Genomic DNA, 25531 nt, shown 5'->3' with positions numbered 1-25531 from the left:
TTACAAGTTAAAACACTAATGGGGGCTGAAGCCCCCATTAAAATTAATTATTTTGATTCAACAGGTTATAGAGTGCGTTGAATTTCAATAATTTCGAATACTTCGATTTGGTCGCCCACTCGAACATCGTTGTAGTTTTTCACGCCGATACCACATTCCATGCCGTTACGCACTTCTTGTACATCATCTTTGAAACGACGTAATGACTCAAGCTCACCTTCATAGATAACCACGTTATCACGTAATACACGAATTGGATTATTACGTTTAATGTTACCTTCGGTCACCATACAACCTGCAATGGCACCAATTTTTGGTGATTTAAATACATCACGTACTTCAGCTAAACCAATGATTTGCTGTTTAAACTCTGGCGCTAACATACCTGACATCGCAGACTTAACTTCGTCAATCAAGTTATAGATAACACTGTAGTAACGTAAATCTAAGCTTTCGCTGTCAATCACTTTACGTGCAGATGCATCAGCACGAACGTTAAAGCCAACTACAATCGCGTTTGATGCAGCAGCAAGTGTTGCATCAGTTTCAGTGATAGCACCAACACCGCTACCAACGATTTTAACTTTTACTTCATCAGTAGAAAGTTTTAATAATGCATCGTTGATTGCTTCTACAGAACCTTGTACGTCGGCTTTAAGTACCACGTTCACTTCAGAAACATCACCTTCGGTCATGTTAGCAAACATGTTTTCAAGTTTAGATTTCTGTTGACGAGCAAGTTTCACATCACGGAATTTACCTTGACGATATAATGCTACTTCACGTGCTTTACGCTCATCTTTAACTACAGTTGCTTCATCACCTGCAGACGGTACGCCTGACAAGCCTAATACTTCAACTGGAATTGACGGGCCTGCAGATTCAATTGGCTTACCATTCTCATCGCGCATTGCACGAACACGGCCGTATTCAAAACCACATAAAACGATGTCGCCTTGACGTAACGTACCTGATTGAACAAGGATAGATGCAACTGGACCACGGCCTTTATCAAGACGAGATTCAATAACAACACCTGATGCCATACCTGAATGGTCAGCTGTTAGTTCTAAAACTTCAGCTTGCATTAGGATTGCATTAAGTAATTCATCGATGTTTTCACCGGTTTTTGCTGAAATGTGAACGAACTGAACATCGCCGCCCCACTCTTCAGAAATAACACCGTGTTGCGATAATTCATTTTTAACGCGATCTGGGTCTGCACCCTCTTTGTCCATTTTGTTTACAGCAACAATTAATGGCACTTCAGCAGCTTTTGCATGCTGGATTGCTTCGATTGTTTGTGGCATTACACCATCGTCTGCTGCAACTACAAGAACAACGATATCTGTCGCTTTAGCACCACGAGCACGCATTGATGTAAACGCGGCGTGACCTGGAGTATCAAGGAAAGTAATCATTCCTTTGCCGATTTCAACATGATAAGCACCAATGTGCTGAGTGATACCACCCGCTTCACCTGACGCTACTTTCGCTTTACGAATGTAATCAAGTGTTGATGTTTTACCATGGTCAACGTGGCCCATTACAGTTACTACTGGTGCACGAGACTCTTGTTTGCCTTCGTCACCACGATCTGCAAGAACGTTTACTTCAAGTTCATTTTCTTTCACTAAAACAACTTTGTGGCCCATTTCTTCAGCAACTAATTGTGCTGTTTCTTGGTCAATAACTTGGTTAATTGTAACCATGTCACCCATTTTCATCATTGTTTTAACAACTTCAGCGCCTTTAACAGCCATACGAGAAGCAAGCTCTGCAACTGTGATTGTTTCACTGATGCGTACTTCGCGTAATACTTCTGCAGTTGGTTTTTGGAAACCATGCTGTAACGACTGTGGAGCCTTTAATTTACCTTTACGGCCTTTACCAACACGTGGTGGCTCTTTCTCTTCCGCCGATTTTTTCTTCTTACGGCGACGAGCAAATTTCTCTTCTTTCATGTCAGACTCATCTTCTGCAGCACGTGCTGTAGTCGATGTAGTTAAATGGAAGTCAGACGATTCTTCACGCTTTTTGCGCTCTTCATCTTCTTGTTTCCAACGCCCTTCATTTTGCTCTGCCAAAATACGTGCTTCTTCAGCTACGCGTTTAGCTTCCAATTCAAGTTTTTGGCGAGTGGCTTCTTCAGCTTCACGCTTCAAACGCTCCGCCTCGAGTTTATCTTGAGCCGAACGCTCTTTGTCAACTTTTTGAGTAGTCACGTTATTCTTTGCTTTCTCTTGGGCAACGCGTTTTGCTTCTGCCGCTTTACGTTCAGCTTCTTCTTTTGCCTGACGCTCTGCAGCTTCTTTCGCTTGACGCTCTGCTTCTTGTTGCTTGTGTTTAAGTTCAGCTTCTTTTGCTAAACGCTCCGCTTCTTGTTTAGCTTGCTCAAGTTGCTGCTCTTCTTCCAATGAACTTTTCTTTACATAAGTACGTTTTTTACGTACTTCAACTTGAACAGACTTACCTTTACCCGCTCCGCCAACACTCAATGTGCTTTTGCTTTTGCGTTGTAAAGTCATGCGTGCAGGTTCATTTGTACCTACTCCGCCATGTTGCTTATTTAAATGATCCAGTAATTCGGTCTTTTCCGACTCACTTACTTGTGAACTTGCAGACTTGTTTATTCCTGCTTCAGCAAACTGTTGGACTAATTTATCAACCGTTGTACCTATGTCACTGGCTAGCTTTTCAATGCTTACATCTGCCATCGTATTTGTTACCTCCGTCAATAAATTATTCGTCGCCAAACCAGCAAATATTACGTGCGGCCATAATTAGCTCGCCTGCTTTCTCAGAAGAAAGTTCTGTAATATCAACTAACTCGTCAATACCTTGCTCAGCTAGGTCTTCAAGTGTTACAACACCTTTACTTGCTAAAACAAAGGCTAAGTGTCTTTCAAGACCTTCAAGTGCTAGTAAATCGGCAGCAGGTGTAGCACCTTCTAGCGATTCTTCAGAAGCTAGCGCTTGTGTTGTTAAAGATGCTTTAGCGCGTGCACGAAGCTCTTCAACTGTATCTTCATCAATACCATCAATTTCTAAAAACTCAGAAGTTGGTACATAAGCCACTTCTTCAAGTGTTGAGAAGCCTTCGTCAATAAGTAATTGCGCGAAATCTTCGTCAATATCCAAACCTTCAGTGAAGACTTTGATTGCTTTACCTGACTCTTCTTGATTTTTCTTATTCATGTCATCAACTGTCATTACGTTCAATTCCCAGCCAGTCAATTGACTTGCTAAACGAACATTTTGACCATTACGACCGATTGCTTGTGCTAAATTGTCAGATTCAACAGCGATATCCATCGAACGTGAATCTTCATCCATTACAATCGATGCAACTTCAGCAGGTGCCATCGCATTGATAACAAACTGCGCTGGATTATCATCATAAAGCACGATATCAATACGCTCACCGCCAAGCTCAGTTGATACGGCTTGCACACGTGCGCCACGCATACCAACGCATGCACCCACTGGGTCAATACGCTTGTCGTTTGATTTTACTGCGATTTTAGCGCGAGAACCAGGATCACGGGCAGCACCACGGATCTCAATCATTTCTTCGCCAATTTCCGGTACTTCAATGCGGAATAATTCAATTAACATTTCAGGCTTAGAACGAGTCACAAATAATTGTGCACCACGTGCCTCTGGTTTAACTGAATATAATAAACCGCGAATACGATCGCCAGGACGGAAATTTTCGCGTGGTAACATATCATCACGATAAATCACAGCTTCAGCATTATTACCTAAATCTAAAACAATCGCTTCACGGCTGGCTTTTTTCACCACGCCAGTGACCATTTCGCCTTCTTGATCTTGATATGCTTCTACGATTAATGCACGCTCAGCTTCACGTACTTTTTGTACGATCACTTGTTTTGCGGTTTGAGTCGTAATACGGTCAAATTTAATTGACTCGATTTGCTCTTCAATAAAATCACCTAATTTAGCATTAGGGTCATCGTAAACAGCTGCTTCAATTGTAATTTCACGATAAGGATTTTCAAGACCGCCTTCGCGATCCTCAACGATTTGCCAACGACGAAAAGTATCATATGCACCGGTTTTACGGTCTATACAAACGCGTACATCGATGTCGCCATCATGTTTTTTCTTAGTCGCTGTTGCTAGTGCAAACTCTAACGCTTCGAATATTTTTTCTTTTGGAACCGCTTTCTCATTGGAGACAGCTTCTGCTACCAATAATATCTCTTTTGCCATATGTAATGCCTCGCTTGCCCTGTTCCTTTCGCACTCGAATTAAAATTTAGCGATAATGTTTGCTTTTTCGACATTGCCTAACATGACCATGACGTCTTTGTTATCAATTCTTAGCGTTAACATATCACCATCAAGTAAAATTAGGTCGCCTTTAAAATTACGGCGGCCATCTTGCGGAAGCTTTGTTCTTAAACGAATTTCTTCGCCTTGCGCTTTTATAAAGTGTTCTGGTTTGAATAATGGACGGTCCAAACCAGGAGAAGAAACTTCCAAGTTATATTCATTTGTAATTGGATCTTCGACATCTAGAATAGCGCTAACTTGACGACTCACATCCGCACAATTATCAACATTTATTCCATTTGCATGATCAATATACAGTCGCAATGTTGAATCTCGACCTGCTTGCACTACTTCAAGCCCTAGTAATTCAAAGCCTAACGCTTCTACTGCAGGCTCTAACATTGCAATAATATCTTGCTCGAGCTTAGTCACAGAAATCCTCCATACAAACAAAAAAAGGGCACATAGCCCTAGAATCTTAGTTAGGTTTAGAAACAAAAACGCCCCGTACCAAGCGGGGCGTCACACCTAAAACATATAACTGTGTGGCCAACGGCCGAACCTGGTAAAAGGTTTCAATTCTAAACCAATTAAGTCAATAATGACTCATAAAACAAAAGCGCATTAACTGAGTAATACGCTTTAAGTTACTGAAAAGTAACTGGTTGCGGGAGCCGGATTTGAACCGACGACCTTCGGGTTATGAGCCCGACGAGCTACCAGGCTGCTCCATCCCGCGTCAGAATTGCAACGATTATAATTTCAGTGCCATTAATAAGCAACCTTTGCTTGTTATTAAATTCAATTAAGCCATGCCCTTGTCGTCGTCAGACAGTCGTAGATATCAATAACCCCAACTGAGCTTGAGTATTATTTCACATCATTTTTCTTTTTATTCTGCGACAAGATTGGATTCAAATATAAAAAATGTATTGATACTGACATTATTTATAAACAACGTTTCATTTTCAATTCTTGCCAGCGAAAGCAGTGAAGGATATGACCCTCTAATACCGACGGCAAGGCACGTACTAATGAGCGTTATTTCAGTCTTGCTCCACCTAACAATAAACTGAATTTATGTAATATCCATTTTCACAATAATGCTGGGCATAAAGCCAAATATTTTAGTGTTTTTGCTAGATAAGGTGATAAAGCTGGTTTCCAATGCAATATAAGATTTCAGTTACCAAAGTAATGTAATGAATGGATTTCATCAGGTAAAACTCAATCCTAACAATGCCGGTATTTCGATTAAGTTTTTAGGCGCAACTAGCGGCCCTAAATATTCCGCGCAGCAATACTTACCATTAAAAGCCGGCTGGAGTGTAAGACCTCCATGCGCAAAGGGGATATCAATATTAGCAACTTGGTATAGAAGTAATGTATTTAAAAAAGAGCATGCCCATGGGGTTTGAAAATGTGTAATTGTCCCTAACCTTTTATCCTCCCATTCGCTAACTTCAATAATCGGTTAAGTAGCCAAGGTTATTTTTAATCTTGACCGTTGACAACTCACAGTGTCAACGCCACTATCCATCTCCCCCTTTGTGTTCAATAAATTGGAGCTCCCATGCCAGTGCCATTGGCGTACCTCGCTGTCGTACTTATTTGGTCAACCACACCTTTAGGCATAGTCTGGAGCAGTAGCTCTGTCAGCCCAACACTTGCGGTATTATTGCGTATGTTAATTGCGCTTGTTCTAGGGGCAATTATTATTTTACTAACTAAAATCAACCTACCATGGCATCGACAAGCGCGAAAACTTTATTACAGTTCTAGCATAGGTATTGTTGGGGGGATGTTATTAAGCTATTTGGCTGCTCGCTATATCAGTTCTGGCATGATGTCACTTATGTTTGGCTTGACACCTATCTTTTCAGGATTACTTGCGCAAAAGTTTCTTGCAGAACCCAAATTTAGCGGTATTAAAAAACTTGCATTAGCGCTATGTTTTGTTGGTTTAGCTATTGTGTGTAGTGATCACATTAAATTACACCAAGACAGCTGGATAGGTTTATTACTTATTTTAACTGCAGTGATGTTTTTTAGCTTAAGTGCGGTGATGGTAAAAAGCATTTCTCTAACTATTCATCCAATGGCCACCACCGTCGGCGCATTAAGTGTATCAACTCCTATATTTTTGCTCGCCTGGTGGCTATTTGATGGCCAATTGAACGTCGAGCATTGGCAAGTAAAATCAATTTGGGCGATTATTTATCTTGGCATTTTTGGTTCGTTAATTGGTTTTTTAGCCTATTTTCATATCTTACAAAAATTAGCAGCGAGTACTGTTGCCTTAATCACTTTACTTACGCCTGTACTTGCGATGACCTTAGGCGCATGGCTTAATAACGAAACCATCACGCTTAAACTTATCATAGGAGCGAGTTGTATTATGACTGGCCTTGCGATTTACCAATTTGGTGATAAATGGCTAAAGAGCAACTCTGTATAGCCACCTTATAACTGGTTTATAGCTGACGGAGATTTTAGCAAACAACGGTTTTAAATTTACACTAAGCCAAAATCGTTGGGTATGCAGCTAAAATTCATTTAGCTGCAATGTTGAAACTTTTTGTACTAAGTCTGCAAATCGGATTGACTCACAGCTGGCAAATCCTGCGAGTTGCCTCACTTTAAGGCGGGTAAATAACGGTGTTGTGATCCCGGCTAAAAATCGGGCATAGCTTTTATCACTAAGTGGCTGATTAACCTTACTCTTACAAAGCTGTTTTAACTCATGTAAATATCTTATTAGGATGTCATCATTGGGTAACTCAGGATGCGAAGAGTAAGCCAAAGTAGCTACGCTACCGAGACACACCGAACATGTATTACATTGTGCTGGCGCTTGCTGATCATCAAAATAACGCGCTAAGTTAGCACTTAAGCATTTATCGAGTTGAAAAAATCGCACTAAAGCAGCAATGCGCTTAATTTCTGCTTGCTCTTTTTCATTAAAATAACGAATCAACTCATTTACCAAATTTGGATCGGCTAAAGCTTGTTGATTAACCTGATAAACATGGGTTATTTTTTTAGTTTCGAGTTCAATAAGTTGCTGTTGATGCAAATAATCAAGAGCATTCACCACTCGCTCCCGTTCTATATTTGGCTCATTCAGTAGCTGAACAAAGTCTAGTGTTCCCCACACTTTTTTAAATTGGGTATAACTTAAAATCATCACAAGAAAAGCTTGCCGCTCGGGATCAAACTGATTTAGCAACTGCTGTTTCTCAACAAGTAACTTATATTTGAAATCAGCAAAATAAGAGTATTTTGCTGTAATGACGCCTTTTAATTCTAACTGAACCAAAAGCGTTTTCAGAGGTAAAAGACGAATATTGGTTTCACTGGCTAATGGATTATCTTGTAGCTCCCAAACTCCTTGAATAGTCGTGGTTTTAAGCAATTCAATTAGTTTAGCTATGCTATCTGGCTCTGGTGTATCGCCATAAACAAAATTTTCAACTACATTAATGCCATCTAAATTAGCAAGCGTAATACATTGACTTGATTGACCATCACGCCCTGCTCGGCCTATTTCTTGGCTATAGTTTTCAATTGATTTAGGTAAGTCATAATGGATCACAAACCGAATATTGGCTTTATCTACCCCCATCCCAAATGCAATAGTAGCTACCACAACGTCTATTTTATTGGCCATAAAATCGCGTAGAATATGACCTCGAACTTCATCATCTAAACCAGCATGATAAGCAACTGCATTTACATTGGCCGATTGCAGTAATTGTGCAACCTCCATGGCGGTTTTTTGTAACGTAACATACACAATGCCTGCACCACGTTGTTGTCGAATTTGTTCGATTAATACGGTGTTTTTAGCATATTCTAATACTGGTAATACACTTAGCGCTAAATTTTGTCGATAAAACCCAGTTTGAATAATATCAGTTGGCTCAATCGCAAAACGCTTTGCCATATCAAGCTTTACTTTTTTAGTTGCCGTTGCGGTTAATAATAAAACCAAAGGGATTGCTAATTGCTCGCGATATTGAGGAAGTTTCAAGTAATCAGGGCGAAAGTTATGACCCCATTCAGAAATACAGTGCGCTTCATCAACCACCAGCATTGAGATTTTTAATCCCGCTAAAAACTGGCGAAATCGTTCATTCTTAAAACGTTCGACCGAGACCATTAATATTTTGATTTCACCTTTTTGCACTTTAGCCATCACGTCACGACTTTCATCTGCGTTTAGGGTTGAATCTAGGCTCGCGGCAGCAACCCCCTTACTTTGCAAAAAATGTAATTGATCGTGCATTAAAGCAATTAATGGGGAAACCACTAAGGTCAAGTGAGGTAATAATAATGCGCTAAGTTGATAACAAAGTGATTTCCCTGAACCGGTAGGGAAAATTGCTAATGCTGAACGCTGTGCCAGCAAAGTGCTTATTGTTTCAAACTGACCTTGGCGAAATTCATTAAAACCAAAATAATGTGCTAATTGCGAGTCGAGGGATTTCATAAAAAACCGAACAATAAAGTAAAGGGCTGGGGTTGAGGGCTAACAAACTACCACAGCCCCCCGAATCAAAAAATATAATTATCAACCACAGCATCAATATCTGCTTGTGACTGCATGATCACTTGATTTAATTGATTCACTTGTTCTTGTGAAATCGTTTTACGACTAAACAAGAAATAAATCGGATTATCGTGCACTACAATTGGGAGCATTTCGATATTAAACTTTTGTTTTTGCTGAATGTAATAGCGACCAGGAATAATATCTTCAATCACAAAATCAACATGGTGTTGTTCAAGCATTTTCATTCTTTGTTCAACACTCGGTACACTGGTAATTTGTTTTGAAAATGTGTTTTCGGCCACAATAGCCTCAAATTCAGGACCATAATAAGCGCCTAAATTAACGACTCCTATAAAATCTTGATGGAGTAAATCATATAAAGTTTGCTGCCTAAACTTTTGCTTATTTTTAACATGATAAAAAATACGCATAGCCTCGGAGCGATAAGGTATCGAATACAGCCCAATAGTGGCGCGATCCTCGTTGAAGCTTGCAGCATTTAAAAAGTCAATTTCACCTTTTTTTAACTCTTGTAAGCCTCGTGCAGAAGATGGCAATTTAATAAACTCGAGACAATAATTCAGTTTACTAAATACCAGTCGCGTAATATCAATATCAATGCCGCTAAAGTTATTTGGCCCTCCGAACACAAAAGGAGGCCAAGGCTCACCTACACCCAATTTTAACGTTTTTTTGCAGCCTAAAGCGCCTTGCCCTAAAGCGTGGACGAAAAAGCAGCCAAAAAGAAGCAATAAGGTTGCAATCATGCGTGCACTGCGAAAATAAATAGCCAAACAGCATCCCTTCATACGTTTTGTTACTAGAAAAGCTTAGATGAAAAATCAAATATCATTCAAATTTTGCGACCAGTGAATTTAATATTTCACTTAAATCCAAGATTAGCGCTTCACCAGCACATAGAATTAAAAGTACATAGTTAACTTTTTCATCGCTCGCCAAAAATTTTCAAAGCTAATAAGGCGGATTGACGTGTCAATATTGAACCTATTGTAACTTAATCCAACACTGGTAACGACAACATTGCTGCCAGAAAAAGAGTTTTGCCCAGTGATGAGTTTATTTACTATCTAGCTCTTAGCGGTTGCGGTGCAAATAAAAACACCCAGTGCTAGGCTGGGTGTTGAAAGTTCACAAAGATAATTTTATACCCTTGAATATCTTACCAAATTTTCACACGTTGATCTTCAGCTAGGTACATTTTATCACCTGGTTTCAAATCAAATGCTTTATAAAACTCAGGCATATTTGATAATGATCCTAACGCTCTAAATTCACCAGGTGAATGCGGATCGGTTGCAACACGGTTACGTAGCGATGGCTCAACAATTTTTGAACGCCAAATTTGTGCATAACCCATAAAGAAACGCTGATCGCCAGTTAAACCATCGATCACAGGTGCTTCTTTACCATTAAGTGAGGCTTTGTAAGCTTTATAAGCGATAGTAACACCTGATAAATCACCAATGTTTTCACCAAGCGTCAGAGAACCATTAACACTCAAATCATCAAATACCTGATAACCATTATACTGCTCAACAAGTGCTTGAGTACGTTTAGCAAATTCAGCTAAATCTTGCTCTGACCACCAGTTACGTAAGTTACCCGTTGCATCATAACGGCTACCTTGGTCATCAAAACCATGGCCCATTTCATGACCAATTACCGCACCAATACCACCATAATTCACAGCATCATCTGCGGCCATGTTAAAAAATGGCGGCTGTAAAATTGCAGCAGGAAATACGATTTCATTTACGGTTGGGTTGTAATAGGCATTCACTGTTTGTGGTGTCATGCCCCATTCCCATTTACGAATTGGACCACCTAATTTCTCAAGCTCTTTTTGATGACCCAATGCACCTGAACGCTGAATATTGGCCACTAAATCATCGCCTGTAATTTCAAGCGCTGAATAATCTTCCCATTGATCAGGGTAACCAATCTTTGGCGTAAAGGCATTTAATTTAACATGCGCCGCTTTTTTAGTATCCGCCGACATCCACGCTAGTTCATCAATACTATCGCCATAAGACTGACGAAGGTTTTCAACCAATGTACTCATACGAGATTTAGCTTGAGCGGTAAAATGACGACTCACATACACTTTGCCAATTACTTCGCCTAAATTACCATTTACCACAGCAACACCACGCTTCCAAAGGGGTTGTTGCTCTTGACGGCCGCTTAGTTGCTTAGAAAAGAAATCGAAATTTTCATTATCTAATTCTGTTGTTAAGTAGCTTGAGTAGCTGCTTAAGGTATGGAATGTTAAATATGTTTTCCAATCTGACAACGCAGTCTTGGCAAAAATCTGGCCAAATCCTTGCACAAAATCAGGCTGATTAATAATGATGTCTTTTTGCTGATTTGCATCTAAAGCCGTTAAATAGGCATTCCAGTTAAATTCTGAACTAAGTGTATTTAATGCGTCTGTCGCAAACTTGTTGTAACGCTTTTCACTATCGCGAGTTTGGACACGTGTCCAATGAAAACCGGCCAGTTTCGTTTCAAGTTCAAGCACTGTTTTAGCCGCTTTTTTTCCATTAGAAAAACCAGCCAGCTTATACATTTTTTCGATATGAGCTAAATAACCCTCACGTAATTTCACAAAACGTTCGGTATCATTAAAATAGTAATCTTTATCTGGTAAGGCTAAACCACTTTGCCAAATATGAGTGGCATAACGGCTAGAATCTTTTGCATCAACACTAATATAAAACGCAAGTGGGCTGGTGATCCCTAAAGCTTGATACTTACCAAAAAAGGCTGCTAATTGATCTTTATTCTCTAACGCTTCAATGGCATCAAGTACTGAACCTATAGGTGCAATGCCAGCTTTGTTACGGGCTTCGACATCCATATAAGAGCGAAATAAATCTGCAACTTTTTGCTCATCACTGCCCGGCGTTAAATTTTTCGCTGCAGCGAGCTCTTCAATAATGGCCTTTACGTCATCATCGGCTTTATCACGTAAATCATAAAATGCACCAATGGCGGTTTTATCGCCTGGGATCTCGGTATTTTTTAACCAAGAGCCATTGATGTAGCGATAAAAATTGTCTTGTGGGCGTACTGACAAGTCCATATTTGCTTGCTCAATCCCTGAAGCCAAAGCGGTTTTTTGTGTACTTAGAACTGTCGTTGTTGTTTGCTCTGCACTTGGCTCATTGGCGCAACCAGCAAGTAACAATAGCGATGAGCATATTGCAGTAGATAAAAGCGTTTTCATGTTCGTTCCCATAGTAATTTACAACAATGCCAAGCCTTGCTGGATTGTTGCTATATTTTTTATAAAACAAATAGCTGCCTAGTAGGCCTTAATACCACTATTTGCTGGTCTCATTCTAAAGACAGATGCAATGTTAAACTAGGGCTTGAAATATCTGTTTACATATTTAGTTACTGCACTGTCAATTTTGACGGACAGCCAAAAATAAAAAAGCGCCTAAGGCGCTTTCAATATCTGAACTCAATTAGCTGTTATTAAGCTAAAAGTGCATCCGTTTTGGCGGCGCAGATAAAATCATTTTTGTGAAGACCCTTAATTGAGTGACTCCACCAAGTAACCGTTACCTTACCCCATTCAGTTAAAATACCTGGGTGATGGCCTTCCTCTTCCGCCATTGCGCCTAACAAATTGGTGAATTCTAACGCCAGTTTAAAGTTTTTAAATTTATACATACGCTCTAATTGCATAACACCGTCACGTACTACAGGCGTCCAATCTGGGATTTGACGGATTAATACTGCTAATTCATCGTCTGAGACCTTTGGTGCATCAACGTGACAGGCTTCACACTTTTGAGAACTTAATTCTGACATGATTTGTCCTTTGTACTTGTTAACTTGCTAATTTTTCTTTTGGTTCAAATAACGGGGCATGTAGGCCAAGCGCTTTAGCTTGTTCGACTAATGCCATTAAATCCATTTTTGAAATTTCAAATAAGTCGTGTATACCATTAATGGTAAAATACTGCGGTTGCATAATATCAATGCGATAGGGTGTACGCAGTACATCAACCACTTCTAAAGGCTTAATTTTAGGCGTATCAGAATATACGTATTGAGTTTCACCTGGGCTTGATAAAACACCACCGCCATAAATACGCAAACCGTCTTTAGTTTGCATTAAACCAAACTCAATTGTAAACCAGTAAAGACGTGCTAAAAACACTCGGTCTTTTTTATCAGCCGCTAAACCTAGTTGACCATATTTGTGCGTGAACTCAGCAAAATCAGGATGTGTTAGCATTGCGCAATGGCCAAAAATTTCGTGAAAAATGTCAGGCTCTTGCAGATAATCAAATTCTTCACGGCTGCGAATGAACGTAGCGACTGGAAACTGCTTGTTAGCCAATAGTTCAAAAAACTTATCGAAACTAATCAATGCAGGTACAGCTGCGCATTCCCAACCAGTTGTTGCACGCAATACTTTACTTACTTCTTCAAGTTGTGGAATACGATCAAGCGGTAATTGCAGTTTATCAAGTCCTGTCATGTATTCGTTACAGGCTTTACCTTTAATACACTTAAGCTGACGATTGATTAATTCTGACCAAATTTTATTTTCTTCTTCGCTCCAAACAATGTGCCCAAACGCATCAGGTTGTTTAGAGATGTAGTTACTTGCTTTAGCCATTACAACGAACCTTTAAGGTGACCATAAAAAAGCAAAATGCCTTTTTGACTATTCCTCCATCATATTTAAAAGCGACAAATTAATTAAGCTTTTGCCATCACAGTACCATTTCGAAAAACAACCAATTTGGAATTATTTGTTTACAATGTCGTACCAAATAAATTACAGACAATAAAAAAGCACCCTGCAAGGTGCTTTTTAGTAAACAAAAAGATACAACACTAACGCTTTTTAATCATTACATTAAATGCCTGACTCAAATCGGCGATAATATCATCAACAAACTCAAGTCCAACCGAGATACGAATTAAACCATCAGAGATCCCTGCCGCTTGACGCTCCTCTGGCGTATAAGGAGAATGTGTCATCGAAGCGGGATGCTGAATGAGCGTTTCAGCGTCACCTAGACTTACAGCAATACTACAAAGCTCAGTGGCATTGATAAAGTTAACACCATCTTTAATACCGCCTTTGAGTTCAAAACCAATCACCCCACCAGCCGCCTTCATCTGCTCGCCGATATATTTATGTCCAGGGTGAGAAGGTAATCCTGGGTAATAAACGCACTCTACTTCTGGATGACCTTCTAAAAACTCAGCGACTTTTTGTGCATTTTGACAGTGTTTCTCCATGCGAACGGCCAGTGTTTTCATACCTCGGATAATAAGCCATGCATCGTGTGGGCTCATCGTTGCACCAATATCTTTAAGTACTGTTAGTTTGATTAAATTAATATGCTCTTGGTTTGCGCAAACAATCCCCGCCACAACATCGCCATGACCATTAAGGTATTTAGTTGCACTGTGGATCACAATATCAATGCCAAACTGCTTCGGTTTTTGCAGCAAAGGTGTTAGAAAAGTATTATCAATTACAGATAAAATCTGATGTTTTTTCGCAAAGTCACCAATGTATTTTAAATCTAATACCGTGAGGTTTGGATTGATTGGCGTTTCAGCAAACACCATTTTTGTATTTGCTTTATAAGCGGCTTCAAGGGCTTGTGGATCTGTCATATCAACAAAACTCACTTCAATTCCCCACTTTGGTAACATGTGAGCAAAAAAAGCAAAGGTACAACCATAAATCGCTTTTGAAGCAATTAAATGATCACCTTGCTGCAAAAAGCTTAGTACAGCAGCAGAAACAGCCCCCATACCTGTGGCGCAGGCCGCTGCATCATCCATTTGCTCTAACAGGGCCATTTTCTGCTCTAATTCGCGCGTAGTAGGATTTCCTAAGCGAGAATAAATATATCCCTCTTGCTCACCGGCAAATCGGGCAGCTCCTTGCTCTGCACTTTCAAAAACAAAGGTCGAAGATTGATAAATTGGGGTGCTCAGTGGTCCATTGGCATGGCTTGATTTTCCGCCATGAATACAATGAGTATTTTCATGCATAGTGGTTTTCATAAAACATCCTAAAAATAAGCGACCGACAGGTTTTTGCAAAGCGCAACATAATTAACTTATTAATCTTTATTATAGTTACAAAGCTAAATAAGCTGCGGTTTAGCTCAAAAGGGCTTCAGCCACAGAAAATAAATTGGCTATAAAATGTTAGATGTAGGAACTAAGTGCAAGCATGCCGGATGGACAGAGGGCTAAAATTGTATAAAAAAGCCAAAATAATTTTTATTCTGGCTTTAACGCTGCTTTTTTTGTGATGGTTTCAAGTAAAAAGCGGCTTGTATCTGAAAGCAGTGATTTTTTGTTTGGTAATTGTGCAATTGGACGACTGAGCTCCATTGCTTTATAACCCAAACGAGCAGTTAAAATACCGGCGCTAATGCCTTGCCCTGCGCGAGCTGAAAGCTTACCCGCAAGCTCTGCACCAATGGCCGTGGTGCCAATATCACTTATTAACTCAGCACTGCCGGCAAACAGCATATGTTTAAGCAAGCTTCGATATAAACTCACTCGACTGGCATAACCTAATCGTAAACCATAAACTTGGCTTATTTGCTCAATCATTTTCGTACCTCGCCATAGCACCGCGGCCATGTCGACAATTGCCATTGGGCTCAGTGCAACCAGTAAACCTGATTCGCACGCAAAGCGATTGATAATTTTTTTAGCGTCTTGATCTTGTTTAACCAATAACGTGCTTTGATACAATGCCATGACTTCTTTATCACTGTGATGAGGCTGAAGTGATGTTTTAAATGCCGTAAATCCTTCAATACGGCTAAATTGGTTCAACTTTGTTAACCAATCTAATGCTTCCCCCACCTGTTCGCTATGCAACAAACGCTCTGCTGTATCACGTTGTAAATGGTGACGTTTTAAACGACGCAATAAACTATATTCGCGCCAAAATATCCCGCCAATAAGCGCAATGCCACTAGCAAATAACACGCTATATAATCCACCTAACCACATCGATTGGCTAAAACTTTGATATAAACTCAGCCCTGCTTCAACCACTATGGCACTTGATAAACTCAGCACAAAAAGTTGCTTTAATCGGGATGGTTTTTTAACCCCCAATGCTGGCGCAATACTTGCGGTTAGCGTCTCATCGTCAGCGTGTATAATCGCCTCGTCATCTATCGGCTGTAATTGCTGCAGATCTTTCACTTCTGGCTCAAGCTCAGGAAGCGTATTAATAATACGCGCTTGCTGTAATTGAGTATCTGAATTCAACGCAATTTATCTCCCAATAAGAACTCTAAAACATGATCAATACGGACATGACGAATTTTTTTATCCGCAGTTAAATCAGGATAAAAACTCGGAAAATTAAAACCATGCTTTGGCCATTCGGTTGCACTGAGCACACGCATTGGTGGCTGTGCAGGTAAAAAAGTCATTTGGTGTTGGCTTTTCATTTCTTTACCGCTGATACAATTGAGTTTTTCACCATCTTGCATTACTTGCACTGCTTTAGTTGATGCGACAGATGACATCGCCATAGTCTCAATTTTTATACCATCAAATACCAAATTATTTTTTGCATGGGCCACAATATCATCAAGCAGCAATGCCAAATCTTTATGATGCTCTGCACTTAAATGATCAGATTTTGTCGCGGCAAACAGCAACTTATCAATTTTTGGTGCAAAAAGGCGTTTAATAAAATTACTTTTGCCATAACTAAAGTAACTGAGTAATTGGTTAATAGCTTGATTTTGCTCAGCAAACACTTCGGCACCTTGTTCAAGAGATGACAATAAATCGACCAAAATGATTTGTCGGTCAAAATGACAAAAATGTTGTTGATAAAAATGCTGAACCACATCTTTAACATAAGCCTGATAACGTTTTTTTAAATGAAAATAACCAGAGTTTTCTGGTGCATCAATCACCTCAGGTAGAGGAAAGAAAGCCAAAATAGGTGCGCCAGCTAAATCACCAGGCATCAACATGCGCCCAGGCTGTAAAACAGAAAGTTTTAAATCATGTTTAAAGTGCACCAGTAATGCTTGATATTGCCGTGCTAATTTTGCTAATTGTTGCTCATCTACTGGTGCACTAGCATCAAACTGCTCAAGCTCGCTCAGAAATTCTTCTGCCTGCGTCACACGCGGGGCTTGGCTTAATAGCTGTAATTGCTGCTTTGACCAAGTGCTGTAATCCATATCAAGCATGGGTAAGTCCATTAACCACTCACCAGGATAGTCAATTAAATCAACAATCAATGTATGGTTTTCACTAAACTGCGCTCTTAATCCTCCTCCTGAACGATATTTGATAGCCAAACGAAGCGTATTAATGCGTTCAGTTGATTCAGGCCACTGGCCTTGCAATAACGCATTTAGCCCATCACGGTAAGGAAAGGTTGGAATATCAAGGGCGCTTTGCGGCACTGCTTTTGCTGCAACCATTCTATGTTGCTGGACAACAGAGAAAAAAGGTAAGTTTTGTGAATTCGCTTGCTCTGTTAAATGCTGTACTAGAGCAGTGATAAATGCAGTTTTGCCACTTCGACTTAAACCTGTGACGGCCAATTTGACATGCTGATCGAAACCACGCTGCACAAGTTGGTGAGCTTGATGTTGAAACTGCTTAAATTTTGCTGATTGCTTAATGGATTCAAACATAATAAGCCAATGCCACAGAGCGAGTGTGGCATTGTATATTCCTATAATTTATTAATTTCATGGCTAACGGTAAATTCGGCAGAGGTAACATAACGTTCCATATTTTGAATGCGTGAGTCAATACGACTAAGCTGCTCTTTTAAGTCTTGCAATGCGCGACGCGGCGGCTCTCCTGCTTGCCAAACTTTAAATTTAACCTCTACTGGGCGCTCATCAACGCGAGAACTCGTTTTAATAGCGCTATCTGTGCCTGGCTTTTTATCTAAGATAAACCAAGCGGCGACATAAGCAACGACAAAAAATGGCCCACCTGTTAGTAATACCGCAGAAATAAAGATAATCCTTACTAACCACAACTCCATTGAGAAATATTCACTGAGGCCTGCACAAACACCGGCTATTTTTCCTTTGCTGGGGTCGCGGTACAATTCACGTTTTTGTGAGCTCATCCTTTATTCCTCCACTGCGGTGCCTCGGCATCAAGTAATGATTCAAGGGTATTAATACGTTCAGCCATTTTCTCTGCTTTATCAGCTAAATCAACTAGCTGACGATGCTCATGTTCACTTAAACCTTGGCTCACTTGCTTTTTACTGCGATAGTGTAAAATTAACCACAATGGCGCAACAAAAATCATGAACATGATCATAGGTACCATTACAAATTCAAATTCGTTCATTGTTATTCTCCTTGTTCCTGTTGATTAAAACTAAGTAACCGAAGTTACTTAGTTTTATTGGCCATTTTAGCTTTTAATTGTGCAAGTTCATCAGAAACACCTTCAGAAGCTTGTAGTTGCGCAATTTCATCCGCTAATGATTTTTTGCCTAAATCATACGCTTCAACTTGTGACTCAAGACCATCAATTTTTTGCTCATAACGTTCAAAACGAGTCAGTGCATCATCTACTTTTGATGTATCTAATGCTTTTTTAACTTCTAAACGTGATTCAGCTGAGCGTTGGCGTAAGATAATTGCTTTTTGACGCGATTTTGCATCGGCTAATTTATCTTGTAACTGGCCTACTTCATGTTGCAATTTAGTAATGTGCTCATCAACATGCGCGAGTTCTTTTTCAACAGCAAACGCAGCATCTGACACTTTCTTTTTCTCAACTAAAGCTGCTCTTGCTAAATCTTCGCGATCTTTAGTCAAAGCAAGCTCTGCTTTTTGTTGCCAATCAATTACTTCTTGATTGAGCTGTTCAACACGACGACTTAATTCCTTTTTTTCTGCTAATGTTCTTGCTGATGTTGAACGTACTTCAACCAGCGTATCTTCCATTTCTTGGATAATCAGACGAACCATTTTTTCTGGATCTTCTGCTTTGTCTAAGATGGCGTTGATATTAGAATTAACAATATCTGCAAAACGTGAAAAAATTCCCATATTCATTTACCTCTAGTTATTTAAACATGACTTAATTAGTTAGTATTACTATATCAAGATGCTTGCCAACTTTTAAAAATCATTTAACTCACTGTTTTATATTATATTTAAACTAAAACAACAAATAGCTTTTGTTCAACCAATTTATAAAATACACTACTTATTAGCGTAAATGACTAAGAGTTAGGGATAATGAGCCGATTTAACCAACAAGATAATTTATTAGGCCAATCAAACAGCTTTTTAGAAGTACTTGATCAAGTCTCACAATTGGCACCATTAAATAAACCTGTGTTGATTATTGGTGAACGTGGTACAGGTAAAGAGCTCATTGCAGCGCGCCTTCATTACCTCTCTAGCCGATGGGATCAAAGCTATATTACTCTCAACTGCGCAGCACTAAATGAAAATTTACTCGAAAGCGAGTTATTCGGTCACGAATCGGGCGCATTCACCGGCGCGAGTAAACGTCATGAAGGCCGATTTGAACGCGCCGATGGCGGCACCTTATTTTTAGATGAACTCGCCAATACTTCAGGTCTAGTGCAAGAAAAACTATTACGCGTCATTGAGTATGGTGAATTTGAGCGTGTAGGTGGTAAAGCGACAGTCAAAACCAATACACGTTTAATCTGCGCAACTAATGAAGATTTACCCGCTCTAGCCGATTTTGGTGAGTTTCGCCATGATTTACTCGACCGCCTTGCGTTTGATGTGATTACAATTCCACCACTGCGTGAGCGCCAAGACGATATTTTGCAACTTGCTGAGCATTTTGCCATTAATATGGCACGTGATTTAGAGTGGGAATTATTTAGCGGCTTTACCAAAGCAGCCCAAGAAACATTACTGAATTACAGTTGGCCGGGTAATATTCGTGAATTAAAAAATGTAGTTGAGCGCAGCGTTTATCGTAATGCCAGTGCTCACATTGCCGTACATAATATTATTTTAGATCCCTTTGCCAGCCCTTACCGCCCTAAACATCGGATCAAAACACAAGATCGTATTGTCCCTGTGGTTAATCAATCTGAAGTTGTAACACAGGTTTTACCTCAAGCGATGCACGAAATGGCGGCTGCGCCACGCAATTCATTTAGTTTTCCTTGCGATTTAAAAGAATTATCCAATAACTATGAAATTAATTTAATTAATGAAGCACTTAAATTTAGTCAATTTAATCAAAAGAAGACTGCACAAATGCTTGGCTTGACGTATCATCAACTCAGGGGATACCTCAAAAAATATAATTTACTAGATAGTCAGCCAAATCAAGAGGCCTAATGGGTGAATAAATTCATCTTGTTTTTTTCATTATTTGTTTTAAATGGCTGTAATGAAAATGATTTTAATAAAGATATTAAAGGGTTAGTTTATTGTTCTGAAGCAAACCCTGTCAGTTTTAACCCTCAAGTCACCACAACCGGCTCTACTATCGATATTATTGCCAATCAGCTGTACGACCGACTTATCAATATCGACCCCAACACAGGCGAATTTACTCCCGCACTTGCAACAAGTTGGAAGATCACAGATAAAGGCAAAAAAATTACCTTTCGACTAAGAAAAGATGTGCAATTCCATCATACGGACTACTTTACCCCCACTCGAAATTTTAATGCTGATGATGTAATTTTTACCTTTGGTCGTTTATTTGATGTATATAATCCTTTTCACTTTGTTGGAAATGCTCAATCACCCTACCCTTATTTTCGCAGTATCGGTTTAGATCAATTAATCAAATCCATTCATAAAGACAATGAACACCAGGTTACCTTTGAATTGTTTAATGCCAATAGCAGCTTTTTAGCTAATATTGCGACTGATTTTGCAGCATTACTGTCGGCAGAATACGCGGCTAAACTTATTGAAAAAGAGGATTTAGAAGCAATTGATAAATTGCCAGTAGGCACTGGACCGTATTTTTTTAAAGAATACAAACGCGATATCTTAGTTCGGTATTATAAAAACCCCGACTATTGGCACCATCAGGTTAATCTTGACCAATTAGTATTTGATATTACACCCAATGCGACCACTCGAATTGCCAAAATGATGACTCACGAATGTGATGTGACAGCTCATCCAAATGCCACCCAATTATCGATATTAGCTCAACGTAGCGACATTAAAGTACAGCAAGAAACCTATTTAAATATCGGCTATTGGGCATTTAACACCCAAAAACCACCATTTGACAATCCAAACGTACGCCGAGCGCTCGCCCATGCTATCGATATCGATAAGATTATGGATTCAGTATTTTTAGGCACTGGCAAACGCGCCCAATCTTTGTTACCTCCAACTTCATGGGCATACCAAGCACAGGCTAACTTCCCAAGTTATAACCCTGAACTTGCAAAACGCTTACTCGATCAGGCTGGCCTAAGTGACGGTTTTAGAATGGAAATATGGGCCGCACCTGTGGCTCGAATTTATAATCCTAATGCTCGCAAAATGGCTGAGTTGATGCAAAGTGATTTAAAAAAAGTGGGTATCACAGTGAAAATTGTTGAATACGAATGGAATACTTTTTTAAGTAAACTAGAAGCACATCAACACGATAGCGTTCTGATTGGCTGGGCAGCAGATTCTCCCGACCCGGATAATTTCTTTAGCCCAATCTTAAGCTGTGCCGCAGCTATGAGTGGTAAAAACCAAGCTAACTGGTGTAATTCTGAATTTGATTTATTACTCACTCAAGCCCTAGATACAACCGATATCGAAAAACGCAAACACTTTTATTTTCAAGCGCAACAAATATTAATTCAACAGTTACCATTGTTACCGCTAAGTCATGGCATGCGTTTTCAAGCAACAACAGATCAAGTCAGTGGTATCGAACTTAAACCTTTTGGTGGTGTATCGTTAGCCAATGCGAGGGTTAATTAATGCTACGTGAATATTTACTACGCCGCTTAACCCTGCTGTGCTTTATGACTTTACTACTGAGCATGTTTACTTTTTCACTCAGTTATTTATTTCCAGGCAACGCCTTGGTTAATTTAAGTGGTTTGCAAAACCCAACCATAGACCAAACCAATGATCTGATTATTAAATACCGCTATAACGAAAGCTATGTAGTGCAGTATTTTGCGTTTGTAGAGCGTATTATTCATGGTGATTGGGGGCTTTCACTCGCCTCTGGTGAGGCGGTTATTAAACAAATCAAGTCGCTTTTTCCGGCAACGTTAGAATTATCAGTGTACGCATTATTTGTCTCTGTGGTAGTAGGTGTGCCAGCAGGAATTATCGCAGCCGCTTACCATAAAAAATGGCCCGAAAAATTAATCAATGCCCTTACTTTGATGGCTTATTCTACTCCTGTGTTTTGGCTGGCTTTGATTTTAATTATGGTTTTTTGCTTACAGCTAGGCTTATTACCCATGTCGGGCAGGCTAAGCTTATTGTATGAAATTCCTGAACAAACTCATTTTATAATTATTGATATTTTACTCTCTAACAGCCCTTATACTGAACAAGCGTTATTAAATGCACTGCACCATTTAACACTCCCAACCTTAGTGCTAGCTACATATCCAACTACGGTGCTCGTTCGTTTCACTCGCGACTCTATGCTTGATGTACTAGAACAAAATTACATTAAAACCGCTCGCGCCAAAGGCCTAACCCGACCACAACTTATTTATCATCATGCACTACGAAATGCCTTATTACCGGTTATCAAACAAATTGGTTTGCAATTTAGCACCCTGATAACCTTAGCAATGGTGACCGAAGTTATTTTCTCCTGGCCTGGGGTTGGTCGGTGGTTAATTGATAGTATTTACCAACGCGATTACCCAGCCATTCAAGGTGGGTTACTCGCTGTGTCCATGTTCATCATCATTGCCACTATTATTGCTGATATGTTGCACACTCTTTTTGACCCAATTAGCCGGAATCAAGCTCATGGCAAAGTTTAAACTGTATGATGAAGAGCAGAATAAATCGCCAATTAAACAGCTTTGGCTATCCTTTAAAGATAATCATATCGCGCTTGTTGGCTTATGGTTATTTTTGATTTTGGCGGTACTGGCCTTATTAGCGCCAATTATTTCGCCTTATGGCATCAATGAACAACATGGTCACGCGTTACTCCTTCCCCCCTCTTGGGATGATGAAGGAAGTGTGCATTTTATTCTGGGCACTGATGATTTAGGTCGAGATATGCTGTCACGCTTAATGAATGGCGCAACTTATACCTTTGGTTTGTCAATATTAGCAGCGCTTATAACCACAATTATTGGTGTATTTTTAGGAGTACTTGCAGGATTAACTCGTGGCGTTCGCTCAAGCTTTTTAAATCACTTACTTGATGTAACCTTGTCTATTCCATCGTTATTGCTCGCTATCATCATAGTGGCAATTTTAGGACCTGGTTTACTTAATACCGTGTGGGCTATTATTTTATCTTTATTACCACAATATATTCATTCTGTTCGTAATTTGGTTGTTCAAGAACTCAATAAAGATTACATCACCGCACAAAAGCTCGATGGGGCCAACAAATGGCAAATACTTACCTGTGGTATTTTTCCCAATATATATGAACAAATTGTCGTTATTTTTACTATGTCTTTATCAACAGCGATTTTGGATATTGCAGCTTTAGGCTTTTTGAAGCTTGGAGCACAACCTCCAACAGCTGAGTGGGGGGCTATTTTAGCGCAAAACTTAGGATTGATTTATTTAGCTCCTTGGACCGTCGCTTTGCCAGGTATTTTGCTTTTTCTTGCTGTTCTTTCAACTAATTTAGTTGGTGATGGCTTACGTTTAGCACTACAAAAACGGAGAACAGTGTAATGCAATTACTCGATATTCGTAATCTCACTATTGAACTAGAAACCGGTGGCACCATCATACGAGCGGTTGATAAAGTTAATCTCAGCCTAAAAGAAGGTGAAGTACATGCGCTAGTAGGTGAATCCGGTTCGGGAAAAAGCCTGATTGCGAAAGCAATTGTAGGGGTATTAAACGAGCGCTGGAAAATTACCGCCGATCGAATGCATTGGCGTGGCATTGATTTAATGCGATTGAGCCCAGAAAAACGCCGAAAAATTATTAGCCAAGATATTGCCATGATTTACCAAGAACCAAGTAGATGTCTTGACCCAACCACAAAAATTTTCGAACAAATAGAAGAAAGTATTCCTAGCTCTGATTTAACTGGCTTTTTTTGGCAAAAAAATGCTCAACGTAAAAAATTAGCCCGCGCGTTACTTCACAAAGTGGGTATTCGAGAACATAAGACTATTTTAGACAGTTACCCGCATGAACTTTCTGAGGGTATTTGCCAAAAAGTAATGATTGCAATGGCAATTGCTCGCAAACCAAGCCTATTGATAGCCGATGAACCAACAACGGCTCTTGAAAGCACCACGCGTGCGCAAGTTTTTCGATTACTCAAAAGTTTAAACTTACTAAAAAACATGTCGATTCTAATGATTTCTCATGAACTAGAAGAGCTAGTAAGCTGGACTCATTGCATTCATGTTTTGTACTGTGGGCAAATGGTCGAAGCAGGTCCTACAAAGCAAATTTTTGAAGCGCCTCATCACCCATACACACAAGCCTTACTAAAAAGTTTGCCTGAATATAATATTGGGCTACAACATAAAGGTGAAATTTACGCTCTTAAAGGCACTATCCCTACATTGCACCATTTACCAATAGGCTGTCGCTTAGGCCCACGCTGTCCACAAGCACAAAAAGCATGCGTAATGACCCCGACTTTAACCAAATATCATGCTCATAGTTACGCTTGTCATTTCCCGTTAATTAAGGATGTGAGTTAATGCAGCCGGTATTGAAGGTACAAGCCCTTAGCAAAGAATTTATTGTACGGGCTGGATTGTTTCGCACTAAAAAACTTCAGGTGTTATCGGATATTTCTTTTTGTTTAAATGCCGGAGAAACCATTGCCATCATTGGTGAAACAGGTTCAGGGAAAAGCACCTTAGCAAAAATTTTAGCCGGTGCAGAGCGTGGTGATAAAGGCCAGATTTTACTTGAAGGTGAAATAATAGAAAATGCAGGTCATAGAACAAAAAACTATTGTGACATTCGGCTTATTTTTCAAGATCCGACTCGTTCGCTCAATCCAAGTGTGCCAATAGGACGAACGCTGCATGAAATATTGTCACTTAATACTGCTTTAGACCAAGCAGAGCGGCAATTCAAAATAAATACCACGCTGTTAAAAGTGGGTTTATTAACCGAACATCAAACCTACTATCCACATATGTTTTCAGGCGGCCAATTACAGCGCGTCGCACTTGCGCGAGCATTAATTTTAGATCCAAAAGTTGTTGTGCTTGATGAAGCATTGTCAGCACTTGATCCATCAGTTCGTGCCCAAACTATGAATTTATTACTCAAATTACAAAAAGAAATAAATCTCAGTTATGTGCTGATCACCCATCATTTGAGTATGGTTCGTCATATGAGCGACCATATTATCGTGATGGATCATGGTCAGATTGTTGAGGCAGGCTTAACTGAAGACGTTTTTAATAATCCACAGTCTTTAATTACCCAGCGACTTATTAATTTTTAATTAATCTCAGCTCTGGATAAGAGA

The 25531-nt window shown here is 39.7% G+C and carries 23 protein-coding genes and 1 tRNA gene; 9 read left to right on the top strand and 15 right to left on the bottom strand.

Features of this window, described 5'->3' with window-relative positions; translation table 11 throughout:
* Nucleotides 1-65: 65 nt before the first annotated feature.
* The 4 genes from infB to PTUN_RS06035 all read right to left on the bottom strand — a co-directional run bounded on the left by infB (nucleotide 66) and on the right by PTUN_RS06035 (nucleotide 5041).
* The gene (infB, locus tag PTUN_RS06050; RefSeq protein WP_009838825.1) at nucleotides 66-2717 is read right to left on the bottom strand and encodes a translation initiation factor IF-2; all 2652 of its coding nucleotides are present in this window, start codon (nucleotides 2715-2717) and stop codon (nucleotides 66-68) included.
* Nucleotides 2718-2742: 25 nt separating this feature from the next.
* Entirely contained in the window at nucleotides 2743-4239 is a 1497-nt protein-coding gene (nusA, locus tag PTUN_RS06045; RefSeq protein ID WP_009838824.1) for a transcription termination factor NusA, read from the bottom strand.
* A gap of 39 nt (nucleotides 4240-4278) precedes the next feature.
* Complete coding sequence (rimP, locus tag PTUN_RS06040) at nucleotides 4279-4734, bottom strand: ribosome maturation factor RimP (protein WP_040643946.1); 456 nt, start codon at nucleotides 4732-4734, stop codon at nucleotides 4279-4281.
* A gap of 230 nt (nucleotides 4735-4964) precedes the next feature.
* Nucleotides 4965-5041, bottom strand: a tRNA-Met gene (locus PTUN_RS06035).
* 333 nt (nucleotides 5042-5374) lie between these two features.
* Here PTUN_RS06035 and PTUN_RS22565 point away from each other — a divergent pair.
* The 3 genes from PTUN_RS22565 (at nucleotide 5375) to PTUN_RS06025 (ending at nucleotide 6760) form a co-directional block, all read left to right on the top strand.
* Nucleotides 5375-5449 (top strand): delta-class carbonic anhydrase, encoded by a 75-nt coding sequence (locus PTUN_RS22565; protein WP_369118695.1) that lies wholly within the window; start codon nucleotides 5375-5377, stop codon nucleotides 5447-5449.
* Nucleotides 5450-5504: 55 nt separating this feature from the next.
* Entirely contained in the window at nucleotides 5505-5720 is a 216-nt protein-coding gene (locus PTUN_RS06030) for a delta-class carbonic anhydrase (protein WP_009838822.1), read from the top strand.
* Nucleotides 5721-5875: 155 nt separating this feature from the next.
* Nucleotides 5876-6760 carry a DMT family transporter gene (locus PTUN_RS06025; protein ID WP_009838821.1) on the top strand — a complete coding sequence of 295 codons (885 nt, stop codon included), beginning with the start codon at nucleotides 5876-5878 and terminating at the stop codon, nucleotides 6758-6760.
* Between the two features lie 87 nt (nucleotides 6761-6847).
* Here the strand turns inward: PTUN_RS06025 and PTUN_RS06020 are convergent, their stop codons facing one another.
* The 11 genes from PTUN_RS06020 to pspA form a co-directional block, all read right to left on the bottom strand.
* Nucleotides 6848-8794 (bottom strand): RecQ family ATP-dependent DNA helicase, encoded by a 1947-nt coding sequence (locus PTUN_RS06020; protein ID WP_009838820.1) that lies wholly within the window; start codon nucleotides 8792-8794, stop codon nucleotides 6848-6850.
* A 65-nt stretch (nucleotides 8795-8859) separates the two neighbouring features.
* Nucleotides 8860-9651 carry a substrate-binding periplasmic protein gene (locus PTUN_RS06015; protein WP_009838819.1) on the bottom strand — a complete coding sequence of 264 codons (792 nt, stop codon included), beginning with the start codon at nucleotides 9649-9651 and terminating at the stop codon, nucleotides 8860-8862.
* A 386-nt stretch (nucleotides 9652-10037) separates the two neighbouring features.
* Nucleotides 10038-12107: a M13 family metallopeptidase gene (locus tag PTUN_RS06010; protein ID WP_009838817.1), complete on the bottom strand. Its 2070-nt coding sequence runs from the start codon at nucleotides 12105-12107 to the stop codon at nucleotides 10038-10040.
* 254 nt (nucleotides 12108-12361) lie between these two features.
* Nucleotides 12362-12700 (bottom strand): 4a-hydroxytetrahydrobiopterin dehydratase, encoded by a 339-nt coding sequence (locus PTUN_RS06005; protein WP_009838816.1) that lies wholly within the window; start codon nucleotides 12698-12700, stop codon nucleotides 12362-12364.
* A 19-nt stretch (nucleotides 12701-12719) separates the two neighbouring features.
* Nucleotides 12720-13517, bottom strand: a complete 798-nt coding sequence (gene phhA, locus PTUN_RS06000; protein ID WP_009838815.1) for a phenylalanine 4-monooxygenase — start codon at nucleotides 13515-13517, stop codon at nucleotides 12720-12722.
* Between the two features lie 221 nt (nucleotides 13518-13738).
* Nucleotides 13739-14929 carry a trans-sulfuration enzyme family protein gene (locus PTUN_RS05995; RefSeq protein ID WP_009838814.1) on the bottom strand — a complete coding sequence of 397 codons (1191 nt, stop codon included), beginning with the start codon at nucleotides 14927-14929 and terminating at the stop codon, nucleotides 13739-13741.
* 222 nt (nucleotides 14930-15151) lie between these two features.
* Nucleotides 15152-16162 carry a YcjF family protein gene (locus tag PTUN_RS05990; RefSeq protein ID WP_009838813.1) on the bottom strand — a complete coding sequence of 337 codons (1011 nt, stop codon included), beginning with the start codon at nucleotides 16160-16162 and terminating at the stop codon, nucleotides 15152-15154.
* Complete coding sequence (locus PTUN_RS05985; RefSeq protein ID WP_009838812.1) at nucleotides 16159-17559, bottom strand: YcjX family GTP-binding protein; 1401 nt, start codon at nucleotides 17557-17559, stop codon at nucleotides 16159-16161. Before PTUN_RS05985 ends, PTUN_RS05990 begins: the two co-directional genes overlap by 4 nt.
* A gap of 41 nt (nucleotides 17560-17600) precedes the next feature.
* Entirely contained in the window at nucleotides 17601-18008 is a 408-nt protein-coding gene (gene pspC / locus PTUN_RS05980; RefSeq protein ID WP_009838811.1) for an envelope stress response membrane protein PspC, read from the bottom strand.
* The gene (pspB, locus tag PTUN_RS05975; protein ID WP_009838810.1) at nucleotides 18005-18238 is read right to left on the bottom strand and encodes an envelope stress response membrane protein PspB; all 234 of its coding nucleotides are present in this window, start codon (nucleotides 18236-18238) and stop codon (nucleotides 18005-18007) included. The genes pspC and pspB overlap by 4 nt, the downstream gene beginning before the upstream one ends.
* Nucleotides 18239-18282: 44 nt before the next feature.
* Nucleotides 18283-18948 (bottom strand): phage shock protein PspA, encoded by a 666-nt coding sequence (pspA, locus tag PTUN_RS05970; protein WP_040643945.1) that lies wholly within the window; start codon nucleotides 18946-18948, stop codon nucleotides 18283-18285.
* Nucleotides 18949-19140: 192 nt separating this feature from the next.
* Between pspA and pspF the strand changes: the two genes are divergently transcribed.
* The 6 genes from pspF to PTUN_RS05940 are packed head-to-tail and all read left to right on the top strand — an operon-like array spanning nucleotide 19141 to nucleotide 25507.
* Nucleotides 19141-20232, top strand: a complete 1092-nt coding sequence (gene pspF, locus PTUN_RS05965; protein ID WP_009838808.1) for a phage shock protein operon transcriptional activator — start codon at nucleotides 19141-19143, stop codon at nucleotides 20230-20232.
* An 18-nt stretch (nucleotides 20233-20250) separates the two neighbouring features.
* Nucleotides 20251-21840 carry an ABC transporter substrate-binding protein gene (locus PTUN_RS05960; protein ID WP_232285013.1) on the top strand — a complete coding sequence of 530 codons (1590 nt, stop codon included), beginning with the start codon at nucleotides 20251-20253 and terminating at the stop codon, nucleotides 21838-21840.
* Complete coding sequence (locus PTUN_RS05955) at nucleotides 21840-22874, top strand: ABC transporter permease (RefSeq protein ID WP_009838806.1); 1035 nt, start codon at nucleotides 21840-21842, stop codon at nucleotides 22872-22874. The genes PTUN_RS05960 and PTUN_RS05955 overlap by 1 nt, the downstream gene beginning before the upstream one ends.
* Nucleotides 22861-23754, top strand: a complete 894-nt coding sequence (locus PTUN_RS05950; protein ID WP_009838805.1) for an ABC transporter permease subunit — start codon at nucleotides 22861-22863, stop codon at nucleotides 23752-23754. The genes PTUN_RS05955 and PTUN_RS05950 overlap by 14 nt, the downstream gene beginning before the upstream one ends.
* Nucleotides 23754-24746 (top strand): peptide ABC transporter ATP-binding protein, encoded by a 993-nt coding sequence (locus tag PTUN_RS05945; RefSeq protein WP_009838804.1) that lies wholly within the window; start codon nucleotides 23754-23756, stop codon nucleotides 24744-24746. Before PTUN_RS05950 ends, PTUN_RS05945 begins: the two co-directional genes overlap by 1 nt.
* The gene (locus PTUN_RS05940) at nucleotides 24746-25507 is read left to right on the top strand and encodes an ATP-binding cassette domain-containing protein (protein ID WP_009838803.1); all 762 of its coding nucleotides are present in this window, start codon (nucleotides 24746-24748) and stop codon (nucleotides 25505-25507) included. Before PTUN_RS05945 ends, PTUN_RS05940 begins: the two co-directional genes overlap by 1 nt.
* Nucleotides 25508-25531: the final 24 nt, after the last annotated feature.

Source organism: Pseudoalteromonas tunicata (assembly GCF_002310815.1).
GTDB classification, from domain to species: domain Bacteria; phylum Pseudomonadota; class Gammaproteobacteria; order Enterobacterales; family Alteromonadaceae; genus Pseudoalteromonas; species Pseudoalteromonas tunicata.
Note: the sequence above shows the minus strand (reverse complement) of the source record. Positions and strands in the feature narration are given on the sequence as shown.

Excerpts from the sequence above, each read along its gene's own strand:
- pspA (WP_040643945.1), bottom strand. The coding sequence starts at position 18,948 with ATGGGAATTTTTTCACGTTTTGCAGATATTGTTAATTCTAATATCAAC.
- PTUN_RS06010 (WP_009838817.1), bottom strand. The coding sequence starts at position 12,107 with ATGAAAACGCTTTTATCTACTGCAATATGCTCATCGCTATTGTTACTT.
- phhA (WP_009838815.1), bottom strand. The coding sequence starts at position 13,517 with ATGGCTAAAGCAAGTAACTACATCTCTAAACAACCTGATGCGTTTGGG.
- pspC (WP_009838811.1), bottom strand. The coding sequence starts at position 18,008 with ATGAGCTCACAAAAACGTGAATTGTACCGCGACCCCAGCAAAGGAAAA.
- PTUN_RS06020 (WP_009838820.1), bottom strand. The coding sequence starts at position 8,794 with ATGAAATCCCTCGACTCGCAATTAGCACATTATTTTGGTTTTAATGAA.
- PTUN_RS06025 (WP_009838821.1), top strand. The coding sequence starts at position 5,876 with ATGCCAGTGCCATTGGCGTACCTCGCTGTCGTACTTATTTGGTCAACC.
- pspF (WP_009838808.1), top strand. The coding sequence starts at position 19,141 with ATGAGCCGATTTAACCAACAAGATAATTTATTAGGCCAATCAAACAGC.
- PTUN_RS06005 (WP_009838816.1), bottom strand. The coding sequence starts at position 12,700 with ATGTCAGAATTAAGTTCTCAAAAGTGTGAAGCCTGTCACGTTGATGCA.
- PTUN_RS05955 (WP_009838806.1), top strand. The coding sequence starts at position 21,840 with ATGCTACGTGAATATTTACTACGCCGCTTAACCCTGCTGTGCTTTATG.
- PTUN_RS05945 (WP_009838804.1), top strand. The coding sequence starts at position 23,754 with ATGCAATTACTCGATATTCGTAATCTCACTATTGAACTAGAAACCGGT.
- PTUN_RS05995 (WP_009838814.1), bottom strand. The coding sequence starts at position 14,929 with ATGAAAACCACTATGCATGAAAATACTCATTGTATTCATGGCGGAAAA.
- pspB (WP_009838810.1), bottom strand. The coding sequence starts at position 18,238 with ATGAACGAATTTGAATTTGTAATGGTACCTATGATCATGTTCATGATT.
- PTUN_RS05940 (WP_009838803.1), top strand. The coding sequence starts at position 24,746 with ATGCAGCCGGTATTGAAGGTACAAGCCCTTAGCAAAGAATTTATTGTA.
- PTUN_RS05950 (WP_009838805.1), top strand. The coding sequence starts at position 22,861 with ATGGCAAAGTTTAAACTGTATGATGAAGAGCAGAATAAATCGCCAATT.
- PTUN_RS05985 (WP_009838812.1), bottom strand. The coding sequence starts at position 17,559 with ATGTTTGAATCCATTAAGCAATCAGCAAAATTTAAGCAGTTTCAACAT.
- nusA (WP_009838824.1), bottom strand. The coding sequence starts at position 4,239 with ATGGCAAAAGAGATATTATTGGTAGCAGAAGCTGTCTCCAATGAGAAA.
- PTUN_RS06030 (WP_009838822.1), top strand. The coding sequence starts at position 5,505 with ATGAATGGATTTCATCAGGTAAAACTCAATCCTAACAATGCCGGTATT.
- infB (WP_009838825.1), bottom strand. The coding sequence starts at position 2,717 with ATGGCAGATGTAAGCATTGAAAAGCTAGCCAGTGACATAGGTACAACG.